Genomic DNA, 12700 nt, shown 5'->3' on the forward strand with positions numbered 1-12700 from the left:
AACTTGTGCGTATGAATTCGTTGCTCTTACTGGATCTCTCCTTACCCCTTAAAAACCCCGTTATTATTTTTTCGGTGGTGCTCTTTATTATCCTATTTGCACCTATCCTTTTCAACCGGATCAAAGTCCCTCACATTATCGGGCTGATTATTTCAGGAATGATCGTCGGGCCGTATGGATTGAACCTGCTCAGCCGGGATAGCAGCATTGTGCTTTTTGGAACGGTTGGTCTGCTTTACATTATGTTCCTCGCCGGCCTGGAAATTGATCTGGCCGAATTCAAAAAGAACCGTAACAAGATCATTGTATTTGGGTTAACCACATTTTTATTGCCGCTGATCAGCGGTACGCTGGCCAGTTATTATATTTTGGGTTACGGGTTATTGTCCTCGCTGCTGCTGGCCAGCATGTTTTCCACGCACACATTGGTTTCCTACCCCATTGCCAGCAAATACGGTGTAGCCCGAAACCGGGCCATTAATATGACGGTGGGCGGGACAATGATCACCGACATTCTCGCGCTCCTTATCCTGGCGGGGGTTGCAGGATCTTCGAAGGGCGATGTTTCACCGGCATTCTGGTTTCGGCTCGGCTTTTCTTTCGTTGTTTTTGTGGCGGTGGTGCTGTTTGTTTTCCCAATAATCTGCCGCTGGTTTTTCAAGCGTTTCGACGATAGCATTTCGCAGTACATATTCGTGCTGGCAATGGTGTTTCTGGCCTCTTTCTTAGCTGAGATCGCTGGTGTAGAGGCCATAATCGGGGCATTCTTTTCAGGTTTGGTTTTAAATAAATTTGTCCCGCATTCCTCCCCGCTGATGAACCGCATCGACTTTGTGGGCAATGCGCTGTTCATTCCCTTTTTTCTGATCAGCGTGGGAATGCTTGTCAATATCGGCGTATTAACACACGGCTGGGGTGCATTAAGAGTGGCGGGGGTTATCCTGTTGATTGCATTGTCGAGTAAATATCTGGCAGCATGGATCACACAGAAAGTGTTCCGGCTGTCTGCGGATGAAGGGCTGATGATCTTTGGCCTGAGTGCCTCGCATGCGGCTGCTACGCTGGCGATTATTTTGGTAGGTTACAACATTATCATCGGGGAAACAGCACTGGGCGAACCCATCAGGCTTTTGGACGAAGATGTGCTGAACGGCACCATTGTGCTTATTCTGGTTAGCTGCGCGGTCAGTTCATTTGTAGTAGAAAGAGCTTCGAAAAGGCTCGCGCTCACGCAGGATGAAGAAAGCCCCGGAGAAGCCGACGCTGTAAGCAACGAAAAAATCCTGGTTTCGCTTTCCTATCCCGATATGATCGCCGACCTGGTTGATTTTGGGATTATGCTGAAAGCAAATCGCATTGCGATCCCACTCTATGGCTTGCACATTGTTACGGATGAAGATCAGAAAAACGATTCGGCGTCCCACGGCAAGAGAATTCTCAATAAAGCAGTTCAGCATGCCAGCTCTTCGGAAAACATGCTCGTTCCGCTGACCCGATATGATGCCAACATCAGTAATGGGATCACCTACTCTATTAAGGAACAGAACATTACGGATGTGGTCATTGGCCTACATCAGAATACGGATCACAAAACATTCCTTGGGCCCAAGGTCGAAAACATTGTCAAGCGGGTTTTTGAAACGATCTATATTTACAAGCCGGCCCAGCCTTTTAATACACTCACGCGGATTGTGGTTGCTGTGCCGCCTGCAGGCAGTAATGAGCCTGGATTTTTACATTGGCTTGGTAAGCTGCTTACGCTGGCAAAGATCAATGCGATGCCGATTCATTTCTATGCCTCAGGACAAACTATTAAGGCAATTAAAAGCGTTCTGGCCCGCAAGACGACGACCGTCGAGGTGGAATTTAGCCTTTTTAGCGCCTGGGACGACTTCCTGATTTTTTCGCGGGAGCTGAAAATAGACGACTTCTTTGTGATCGTCTCGGCAAGAAAAGGGTCTGCGTCCTATCTTTCACAATTGGAAAAACTTCCCGGTTATTTCTCCAATTATTTTCAGGAGCAAAGCCTGCTGCTGATTTATCCAAAACAACTCGAATCGGGCATTAACATGAACGACATCGAGCAAGCCGACGGCGCATTGATCGGCACATTATCTGATAAGCTGGGATCACTTACCAAGGCTGCCAGATATCTTCGTAAGATGCTCGGCGACTAATCAAAGCCTGCATAAAGCTGAGTTTTCGTTTGGATTGCCGGGTAAATAATGGGAAATTGCGCGCCCAATTTTTCAAATGATGACTACTTCTGTTTTTTGCGGTATTGATTTCGGCACTTCCAATTCCAGCCTGGCAGTGGCAAATCAAAACGATGTTTTTCTGGTTCCGGTTGAAAATGATAACCAGACCATTCCCAGCGCCATGTTTTTTGCCAGAAAAGACAATCACGCGTACTTCGGCCGGGAAGCAACCGAGCGATTCCTAACCCGCCAGCCGGGCAGGTTAATGCGCAGCCTCAAACGCGTTCTGGGCAGTTCAGCCATGCGCCAGGGCACGATGGTCAACGGCGAACTGATGAAATTTGATCAGATTATTGCTGCGTTCCTCGACCAGATGAAGCGCAAAGCCGAAGCTGATTGCGGAACGGAACTGCGGCATGTGGTGATGGGCCGGCCGGTTCATTTCGTCGATAATGATGCTGCTGCCGATCAGCGGGCAGAGAATGAGCTGAAACAGATCGCTAAAAACCTGGGTTTTGAGCATGTAGGGTTCCAGTTTGAGCCCATCGCGGCTGCATTTGCCCATGAAGCCAGGGTTAGCGGAGAAAAACTGGCTATGGTGGTCGATCTGGGCGGTGGAACATCGGATTTTACCATTATCAGGCTTTCCCGGAAAAATGCCACCAAGCATGACAGAAACGAGGACATTCTGGCCAACACAGGCGTGCGCCTTGGCGGAAATGATTTTGACCGCGACCTAAGCCTGGCCGAAATGATGCCCGAGCTGGGTTTCCGCTCTAAGTATGGCACCAAGAATCTCGAAGTGCCTTCCTATCATTACTTTGACCTGTCTGAATGGAGCAAAGTGAATTTTTTATATACCAACAGAATTTTATTTCAGGCTAAACAGCTGCTGCGCGAGACACACGATCCGGTGCGTTACGGAAGGCTCATCAATGTGCTCGAACAAGAAACGGGACACGCCGTACTGGCTGAAACGGAAAAGATTAAGATTGGCCTGGCCAGCAGTGAAAGCTTTGCTGCTACGCTGAGTTTTATTGATCAGGACTTGCGCATTGACGTTGCCAGAAAGGATTTTGACGCTGCTATCATTACAAAAACGGAGCGCATTGTGCAGTCGGCCAGGGAATGCCTGCAAGCTGCCGGGGTTACACCGGAAAGTATCGGGCTTGTCATTATGACGGGCGGCTCAACCGAAATCCCGCTGATCCAGCAACATTTCAGGCAGCTTTTTCCGGCAGCGGAATGGTCTGAGGAAAACAAGCTTTCCAGTGTAGGACTTGGCCTTGCCTACGACGCGCGCAACCGTTTCTCGTAATTTGCAGGCTTTTATTATCTAGCAACCGATCATGATTCAAAACAAAAAATACATTTTTCTCATATTGATCATTGCTGTGATCGGTTACATTATCTACGATTCGACCTCACAGCCGACTGTGGATGATCTCAAAGGGAATTTTAAGGAAGTGGCCACATTCCGGAATGAAAACAACCAGGGTCCTATTATCAGGATTTATGCTGCATCGGTAGAAGGGCCCGTCTTTGATGAAATGCAAAAATATGGCGATATGATGCCTTACACGAAATATGGCACGACTACGGTCTACTTTTTTGATGCATCCAAACCATTTCCCAAAGCCCTCGCCGCAACTAACCCTGGTTTTGATCCTCAGTATAATGACAACTGTTATGCGGTTTATACAAAGGATCAAAACGGGGCTGTATCATTCAGGAAGTCGCCATTCTAATCCGTGTCCCGGGAGTCGTTTACGGCAAGCGACCGGATAACGCGGCAGGGATTACCGGCCGCAAATACGTCGGCGGGAATGTCCTTGGTCACCACGCTGCCGGCACCGATAATGGTGCGGTCGCCAATCGTTACACCAGGATTGATAACAGCGCTGCCCCCTATCCATACATCCTCTCCAATCGTAATAGGCTTGGCCGATTCGACCCCGGATGCCCTGGTAACATGATCAATGGGATGCGTCGCGGTGTAAATCTGAACATTAGGCCCAAACAGCGTACGGCTTCCAATGCGCACGTAAGTAACATCGAGCACGACACAATTGAAGTTGAAGAAAACACTGTCTCCAACGATAATGTTGCTTCCATAGTCGCAATAAAACGGCGGTTGCAGCCACAGATTAGCGCCGGCGTTCGGAATTAATTGCTTTAAAATAGCAGCCCTTTTCTCCGGCTCATCTTCCCGACCGGCATTCAATTCCAGCAGCAACAAGCGTGTCCGGGTGCGCTCCTGGGTCAGTTCCGGGTCCAAAGCGACGTAGAGCTCGCCATCGAGCATTTTCTGTTTCTCAGTTTTCATGCGGCAATTAATTACAATAGCGTCAAATGTGTTCTGTGGGATTTCCTGCGGCCAGACTATTTTTCTGGCTTTCGTGGTTCCGAACGAGCGTATAAATATCTGATCTTCTGTCCTTCAAATTCCGCACACTTCCGAATTGATTTAATTCCCTCAACATATCGATATCGACATCGGCGATAAGGATCATTTCGGTATTGGGCGTTGCTTCGGCTTTGATGCCGTTGGTAGGAAAAGAAAAATCGCAGGGCGTAAAGACCATGGATTGGGCATATTGAATGTCCATGTTATGGACTTTGGGCAAGTTGCCCACGCTGCCTGCAATAGCGACATAGCACTCATTTTCGATGGCCCTGGCCTGCGCACAGTTTCTTACCCTGGAATATCCGTTTTGGGTATCGGTCAGGAATGGCACAAACAAAATGTTCATTCCTTCATCAGCCAGGATGCGGCTCAATTCCGGGAATTCGACGTCATAGCAAATCAGGATCCCGATCTTTCCACAGTCGGTATTGAATGTTTTGATAGTGTTTCCACCTTGCATTCCCCATACCTTGGCTTCATCCGGGGTGACATGCAACTTTTCGAAGCGCTCGATGCCGCCATCCCTTTTGCATAAATAACCCACATTATAAAGGCTGTTGTCAACGACTTCCGGCATGCTTCCGGTTATGATGTTGATGTTATAGGAAATGGCCAGCTCAGAGAACCGGGAAACGATTTTCTCGGTGTATTCGGCCAGCTTCCTGATTGCGTCCGGTTCTGAAAGGTGATTGTAATCAGACATCAAAGGCGCATTGAAGAACTCAGGGAACAGCGCAAAATCACATCGGTAACCCGATACTGCATCCACGAAATATTCAACCTGCTGCATCAGCTCATCAAAGTCGCTATACAAGCGCATTTGCCATTGTATCAATCCTAACCGGATAATCGACTTTGTAAATGCAGCCTGGTCGGAGCTTTTTTCATAATAGACATTATCCCATTCGAGCAGCACGGCGTACTCATTGGAATCCTTGTCGCCTTCCAGATATCCTTGTAATATCCTGGCCGGGTGAAAGTCGTTGGACAGCTGGAAATTCAAAACAGGATCGTGAATGTCCTTGTTTCTTACCTTTTCAATGTATTCTTTGGGAGAGACTGTGTCGGAATATTGGTGGTAGTTTGGGATACGGCCGCCGAATACGATCCCTTTCAGGTTTAATTTCTCGCAAAGTTCTTTCCTGTAATCATACAAGCGCCTTCCCAGCCGCAGGCCACGATACTTGGGGCGGATGAACACATCGATCCCGTACAAAACATCGCCTTTATTGGTATGCGTCTTGAAACTATAATTTCCTGTTATTTCCCTATACGTATGTTTAGAGTCAACTTTATCATAGTCTACAATGATCGATAATGCACATCCGGCCAGCTCGTTATCTACCCTGATGCCTACCTGGCCTTCGTGGAAAATGGTGATCAACGTTTTAATGTGATGTTCTTTCCAGTATGCGTTAGGCATACTGGAATAGGTTTCTATCATCATTTCTTTGATCTCTTCGTAATCTTCCGGTTTTAGAAAAACCAATTCAATATTCTCAATCGACTTAAAGTCCTTATTCGTTTCCATTCGTTTTTTATTGCGGTTTTTCTACACTCTGCGCAAAGCTACGCATTATGGATGCCCGCCACCACCTGCGGCTCCGTAAATTTGTCCGGTTGCATAGCTGGCTTCTGAATCTGCGAGCTGTACGAAAATGGATGCGAGCTCGGCTGGCTGGCCTGGTCTTCCCAGGGGTGTAGCTTCCCCAAATTCCACGATCTTATCCTGTGGCTGCCCGCCGCTCACCTGCAACGGAGTCCATACGGGTCCCGGCGCAACACCATTTACCCGGATTCCCTTAGGCCCGAGCTGCTTGGCCAGCGACTTTACATAAGCCACATTGGCTGCCTTGGTCTGGGCATAATCAAACAGATTTTCAGACGGATCATAAGCCTGCACAGATGAAGTAGCAATTATCACGGAACCTTCTGCCAGATGCGGCAATGCAGCCTTCGTAATCCAGAATGGCGCATAAATGTTCGTTTTGATCGTCGCATCAAACCCTTCTGATGTAATGTCCAGCAAAGAATCCACAGCCTGCTGATGGCCGGCATTATTTACCAGGATATCAAGGCCCCCCAGTTTTTGAACCGCCTGCGCTACAAGCTCCTTGCAAAAGGATTCTTGGGTGATATCACCCGGAATGGCATATCCTTTCCTGCCCTCGGCTTCAATGAGTGCGATCACTTCGTCTGCATCAGATTGCTCCTGTGGCAGATAATTAATGGCCACGTCGGCTCCTTCACGCGCGTAAGCGATCGCTGCTGCACGCCCGATCCCCGAATCGCCTCCTGTGATCAGGGCCTTTCTGCCCGCGAGGCGTCCGGATCCTTTATAGCTTTTTTCGCCGTGGTCAGGCTTGGGGTCCATTTTGGAAGCCAGGCCCGGCACTTGCTGGGGCTGTTTGTTAAAGGGTGGCTTGGGGTATTTTGTGAGTGGATTTTGAAGCGATGCTTTGGTTGTTTCAGACATGTTAATGAAGTTTTGTAATGAATAAATCAATTCTTAATACGGATTTCTGTATTAAAACTTTGCCAATCGGTTCCAAAACCCTTCTGCGGATAACCATTTACCGTGCCTGAAAGGATAGGTTACCAAAATTTAATATAGGAACTCAGGAAACGGCATTACATTCACGACGTTGTTTTACCCGATAATTTACCAAACCCATTTTTATGAAAAAGTCTTCTTTATTTTCCGCTGTAACCGGCTTGCTTCTTCTCGGAGCCATAAGTGCGGTGAATGGTCAGGATCAAATGAATGTGCTTAAATTGAAAAGTGCCAAAGACCTGCACGCGTTTTTTAAATACACCGGAAATGATGTGCTGCTTATTGCGGGCCATCGCGGCGGAATGGTGAAAGGTTTTCCCGAAAATTCGATTGCGACTTTTGAAAATACATTAAAACATACGCCTGCATTTTTTGAGATCGATCCGCGGCTTACCAAAGACAGCGTCATGGTGCTCATGCACGACGCCACCCTGGACCGGACTACGACGGGGAAAGGCAAACTCTCAGATTACACTTACGCCGAGCTCAAACAATTCAGACTGAAAGATGCCGAAGGTAATGTGACCGATTTTCCGATCCCGACATTAAGTGAAGTGATTGAATGGGGCCGCGGAAAAACAATCCTGAACCTGGACCACAAGGATGTGCCCCTGGAAATGACTGCTGCACTGATCCGCAAACACAAAGCTGATGCATTCGTCATGATGACCGTCCATAAGCCCGAAGAGGCTGCGTTTTATCTGAAAAACAACCCTAACAGTACATTTTCAGCCTTTATCAAAACCAAAGCGGAATTTGAAAGTTATCAGAAAGCTGGCATCCCCTTCACCCAACTGATCGCCTACATTGGCCCAACCGTCAAGCCCGACAACCAGGAGCTTTACAGTTTGCTCAACAAAGCTGGCGCGATGGCGATGATTTCAGCAGCCTCTTCCTACGACAAACTTAAAACCGCCGAGGAGCGCAAAGCCGCTTACATTTCCATTGCAAAAGATGGCGCCTCGATCATAGAATCTGACTATCCGATCGAGCTGGCCGAGGCGGTAAAAGGCTTCATCAAAAAAGATAGTCCCAAGCAAAAGTTCTTCGGCAAAAGCAGGTGATTTGAAAATAACCGGCCGCAGGCGGATCGTTTCTTTGTTTTCGCAAGTGGCATGTAATGAGACCGGTCTGTATTGGGAAAGCCCTGTCAGACCGGTTTTGGTTTGTTGTTGCCATATTAGTGCGTAATTTGGCCCAAATTACACCTCTAAAAGGCAAATTGAGGGTCCTGACGATATCTTCTGCCAAGGGGATTGCAGGAGATCGATAACGTATTAAGATGATGCTGGCTAAGAAAACCGTATATATTGTCGACGATGACTCCGATGACCGGATGCTTCTTCGGGAAGCGCTGGAAAACGTAATCCAAGACATAGAAGTACAAGAGTTCGTTGACGGCCAGTTGCTGCTGGATGCACTTGCCAACAACTTGCCCGAACAGCCCGCATTGATATTAATGGACATGAATATGCCGCGGCTCACGGGGCTGGAAGCTTTGAAAAGGATAAAGAGCGACCCATTATGCAGGCACATCCCGGTGATCATCGTCTCCACCAGCTCCAATGCGGAGCTGATCAGGCATTGCTACGATCAGGGAGTGAATGCTTACATTGTAAAACCGGTTGTATTTCAGGGATATATTGAAATAGCCCAGTCCGTCAGCATTTGTTTTCTGGACAGTTATCCCGAATTTGAAGGACAAGTGGTGGGTAAAAATTTCAGTAACAAAACCATTTTGGTCATTGAGGATAACCAGGATCACTGGCAAATGATGCGGGCTGCCTTAAAGACAGGCATGCCCGATATCAAAGTGATTCACCGAAGCAGCCAGGACAGCACCATCGATTTTCTGGAAAACGAATATGCAGCTTTGAATCCGCCCGTTGAGATGATACTGCTGGATTTATACCTGCCTAACCGCGATCAGGGCCTGAGCCTTTTGGCCCAAATCCGGAATTTCATTGCCAGCCGCAACCTTCCCCCCGTGCCTGTCATTATCCTGAGCCATTCGGATCATCCCAGAGACATAAGCGAAAGTTACGCGGGGCTTGCCAGTGCCTATCTTGTAAAAACGGGAAAAGCTTTCCAATCATTTTCCAGCATAAGAGACGTATGCAGCTTATGGTGGGGCACGGTTACTCTACCGAAAACTTCTTAGCAGGTGAATGAAAACGGCAAAAGTGTTTACCGTTTTCAATTCCTTAATCCTGCATCCCTAAGCAATTGATTTATTGCAGATGCCATATCAATAGAAGCTTCGATCTCCGCTTTACGGATTGCAACACTTTCTATATTGAAGCCAAAGGGAATTGCATGTTCCATGCAAAACGTGGTAAGCTCTGAGGCGATTTCAAGGCATATTTCCACGGACCTTTCAAGCATATCGTCTGCCTGACGGAGATCTTCCTTTACCTGGGCAGGCAAGTGAATGCCCAGCCACTCCATAAAATCGAGCGTTTTGGCAGATCCGCAGGCTGTGATTGTAAAGATGATCGTTGGCGGGTCTGTCTGCTTGCTTTTGCAGCTGGCCGAAAGGTCCGCGATAAGCTGCTTTGCATAATCCAGATCAAAAACACATTGGGATATGAAATAAGAAACGCCGCTGCTCATTTTGTCGAGTATCCTTACATCCTCATCCTTTAATACATGATGTCTTTCCGGAATGGTCACTGCCCCGATAACGGATGTAACCTTGTGCTTTTCCCAAATTTTGTAGGCTTCCGAAAGACTGGTCTTCACCTGAAAATCCGGCGCAGGAACGCCTACAAAAACGGGATAAAACGTCTGTTGATGCAATTTTTCCAGCCAATCGGTAAGCTCGGCGGGGGTAAATTTACCTGCGGGCCGGTAAATGATTTTAGGGACATTCAAACTACCCAGATGTTCAGAGGCAAAATCAAGGGGATCCATCGCGTTGATAAATGGGAACGGCCTTTCCTGATTCGTCCTGGCAGATTCATCTTGTACGTCATATACGACGAGTGCATCGATATCCAGGGACGAAAGGCGGGCAATTGTTTTATCTGCGATTTCTGCAACCCGCTCAGGGGTTGTGCCTGCCTTTGGAGGAGTGATGCCGTAAAGCATTACACCGGACTGTCTGGATTTGATCTTTTCTAAAAACATAAATGGTAGTTTGAATACGGCTCCTTGCTGCTTTTTAATTTTTTTGTTCAAATATATGATGGAATGCCCGTAATGGAATGCCCGCACTTCCTGATTTTGATTTACACTTCTGTTGCAATTTGCTCCCGCGCCTGTCTGGCAGCAGCTACCATATTTTCCAGAGCAGCTTTTGTTTCAGGCCATTTACGGGTTTTTAAACCGCAATCCGGGTTAACCCAAAGATTTTGTGCGGGCAACAGATCTGCCGCTTTGGCCAACAGCGAGCTCATTTCCTCTGTGGTTGGCACGCGCGGAGAATGAATGTCGTAAACGCCCGGCCCGATTTCGTTTGGATATTCGAAATGCGCGAATGCCTGCAACAACTCCATCTGCGAGCGGGATGTTTCAATGGTGATCACATCGGCATCCATCGCGGCAATGTGTTCGATGATATCATTAAATTCACTGTAACACATGTGCGTATGGATCTGCGTCCGGTCCTGAACGCCGCTGGCGGTGATGCGGAAGCCACGCACAGCCCATGCCAGATAATGCGGGCGCTTGGCTTTGCGGAGCGGCAAACCCTCGCGGATGGCTGCCTCGTCGATCTGGATAATGCCGATTCCGGCTTTTTCCAGTGCCAGCACTTCATCGTGAATCGCCAGCGCAATTTGGTTGCTGGTCTGCTCACGCGGTTGGTCATCGCGTACAAACGACCATTGCAAAATGGTAACCGGGCCGGTCAACATGCCTTTCATGGGTTTGTCGGTTTGGGCAGCGGCAAATGTGCTCCACCGCACCGTCATATCAGCAGGACGGCTGATGTCGCCATAGATAACCGGCGGCTTTACACACCGGCTTCCATAGCTTTGAACCCAACCATTTTTTGTAAATAAAAACCCATCAAGCTGCTCGCCGAAGTATTCGACCATGTCGTTGCGCTCAAATTCACCGTGCACCAGCACATCTAACCCGATTTCTTCCTGCCAGCGGATTGCTTCTATCGTAGCCTGTTCAATTGCATTTTCATATGCTTCGAGCGTCAGATCGCCTTTTTTGAACCTGGCGCGCAGCTGGCGGATATCGTCTGTTTGTGGGAATGAGCCAATGGTCGTTGTCGGGAATGCAGGCAGGTTGAAGCGCTCGCGCTGGATTTGCTGGCGCACCGGAAAAGCCGTGCTGCGCGTTGCATCTGCATCCGTGATAGCGGCCACCCGGTCCTTCACGGCTTGCTTATGCACTTTTTGTGACGATCTTCTGCTTGCGATCGCTGCCTTATTTTCTGCTAACAGTTCAGTATTCCCATCAGCAATCTGGCTTAGCGCATTAATCTCAACCAGTTTTTGCCTGGCGAAAGCCATCCAGTTTTTGATTTCCGGATCAATGGCCGTTTCCAGTTCCAGATCGATCGGGCTGTGCAGCAGTGAGCAGGACGGTGCAATGATAACACGATCTGCTCCTAACTTACCGACGGCCAGATTGATCAGATGCAAAGATTTTTCATAGTCATTTTTCCAGACGTTACGGCCGTCCACTACGCCCACGGATAAAATCAAGCGGTCCGGAATAAGCGAAAGCACTTCGTCCAACTGCTCCGGAGCCCTTACCAGATCCACATGCAATGCATCAACCGGCAGGCCAACGGCCAGGGTCGTATTATCCAGTAATGCTTCAAAATAGGTAGCCACCAAGATTTTCACGCCGCTAACCTGCTGTGCGAAGGTTTTGTAGGCAAATTCAAATGCTTCCTTTTCCTTTTTGGTAAGATCAAGTGCCAGGCAAGGCTCGTCGAGCTGAATCCATGTTGCACCCGATTGGCCCAGACGGTTAATGATCTCAATGTAAACCGGAACCAGGCTGCTGATAAGCTCAATGCGCTCGAATCCTGACTCTTTTTCTTTACCCAACAAAAGATAGCTTACCGGCCCGATGATCACCGGCTTGGCTTTTGCTCCCAGCAGCGCTTTGGCTTGGTTATATTCGTTGAAAATATTTTCGTTGTTGATGCGGAATTGCTGATCGGCTTTGAATTCGGGCACAATGTAATGGTAGTTCGTGTCCAGCCATTTGGTCATTTCCATGGCTGTGATATCCAGACCATTCTTTTGGTATCCGCGCGCCATCGCAAAATACAAATCCAGCTCTTCATTGTCCGTTGCCTGCGAGCGCACTGCTTCATAACGCTGCGGAACGACGCCCAGTAAGAGGCTTGTATCCAATGTCTGGTCATAGAAACTGAAATCATTGCATGGGATCAGGTCGATGCCCGCTTCCAGCTGAGTCTGCCAGTTCTCTTCTTTGATCTTTTGAGCCACATTGTAAAGCTCAGTCAGATCGATCTTACCTGCCCAGAATTGTTCACAGGCTTTTTTGAGTTGTCTTTGTCCACCAATCCGCGGGTAGCCAAGGTTTTGTGTTAGCATTTTGTCGTTT

The 12700-nt window shown here is 48.1% G+C and carries 10 protein-coding genes; 5 read left to right on the forward strand and 5 right to left on the reverse strand.

Annotated features, from left to right (window positions below):
- Positions 1–11: 11 nt before the first annotated feature.
- The 3 genes from LZG74_RS10645 (at position 12) to LZG74_RS10655 (ending at position 3946) form a co-directional block, all read left to right on the forward strand.
- Positions 12–2177 (forward strand): cation:proton antiporter, encoded by a 2166-nt coding sequence (locus tag LZG74_RS10645; RefSeq protein WP_233796560.1) that lies wholly within the window; start codon positions 12–14, stop codon positions 2175–2177.
- Positions 2178–2256: 79 nt separating this feature from the next.
- On the forward strand, positions 2257–3516 hold the full coding sequence (locus LZG74_RS10650; protein WP_233796611.1) for an Hsp70 family protein: 1260 nt from the start codon (positions 2257–2259) through the stop codon (positions 3514–3516).
- Between the two features lie 31 nt (positions 3517–3547).
- Positions 3548–3946: a hypothetical protein gene (locus tag LZG74_RS10655; protein WP_233796561.1), complete on the forward strand. Its 399-nt coding sequence runs from the start codon at positions 3548–3550 to the stop codon at positions 3944–3946.
- On the opposite strand, the gene LZG74_RS10660 is transcribed toward LZG74_RS10655, so the two are convergent.
- The 3 genes from LZG74_RS10660 to LZG74_RS10670 are packed head-to-tail and all read right to left on the reverse strand — an operon-like array spanning position 3943 to position 7081.
- A complete protein-coding gene (locus LZG74_RS10660) occupies positions 3943–4524 on the reverse strand; it encodes a sugar O-acetyltransferase (protein WP_233796562.1) in 582 nt (193 codons plus the stop codon). The two genes, LZG74_RS10655 and LZG74_RS10660, sit on opposite strands and share 4 nt — an antisense overlap.
- Positions 4525–4546: 22 nt before the next feature.
- Positions 4547–6136 carry a carbon-nitrogen hydrolase family protein gene (locus LZG74_RS10665; protein ID WP_233796563.1) on the reverse strand — a complete coding sequence of 530 codons (1590 nt, stop codon included), beginning with the start codon at positions 6134–6136 and terminating at the stop codon, positions 4547–4549.
- A gap of 45 nt (positions 6137–6181) precedes the next feature.
- The gene (locus LZG74_RS10670) at positions 6182–7081 is read right to left on the reverse strand and encodes an SDR family oxidoreductase (RefSeq protein ID WP_233796564.1); all 900 of its coding nucleotides are present in this window, start codon (positions 7079–7081) and stop codon (positions 6182–6184) included.
- Between the two features lie 203 nt (positions 7082–7284).
- On the opposite strand from LZG74_RS10670, the gene LZG74_RS10675 reads away from it, so the two are divergent.
- Both LZG74_RS10675 and LZG74_RS10680 read left to right on the forward strand, forming a co-directional pair.
- Positions 7285–8223 (forward strand): glycerophosphodiester phosphodiesterase family protein, encoded by a 939-nt coding sequence (locus LZG74_RS10675; RefSeq protein WP_233796565.1) that lies wholly within the window; start codon positions 7285–7287, stop codon positions 8221–8223.
- A 218-nt stretch (positions 8224–8441) separates the two neighbouring features.
- Positions 8442–9320: a response regulator gene (locus tag LZG74_RS10680; RefSeq protein ID WP_233796566.1), complete on the forward strand. Its 879-nt coding sequence runs from the start codon at positions 8442–8444 to the stop codon at positions 9318–9320.
- Positions 9321–9355: 35 nt separating this feature from the next.
- On the opposite strand, the gene LZG74_RS10685 is transcribed toward LZG74_RS10680, so the two are convergent.
- Both LZG74_RS10685 and metE read right to left on the reverse strand, forming a co-directional pair.
- Entirely contained in the window at positions 9356–10288 is a 933-nt protein-coding gene (locus LZG74_RS10685) for a methylenetetrahydrofolate reductase (RefSeq protein ID WP_233796567.1), read from the reverse strand.
- A 101-nt stretch (positions 10289–10389) separates the two neighbouring features.
- A complete protein-coding gene (metE, locus tag LZG74_RS10690; RefSeq protein WP_233796568.1) occupies positions 10390–12690 on the reverse strand; it encodes a 5-methyltetrahydropteroyltriglutamate--homocysteine S-methyltransferase in 2301 nt (766 codons plus the stop codon).
- Between the last annotated feature and the right edge of the window lie 10 nt (positions 12691–12700).

The organism is Dyadobacter sp. CY327, assembly GCF_021390415.1.
Taxonomy (GTDB): domain Bacteria; phylum Bacteroidota; class Bacteroidia; order Cytophagales; family Spirosomataceae; genus Dyadobacter; species Dyadobacter chenhuakuii.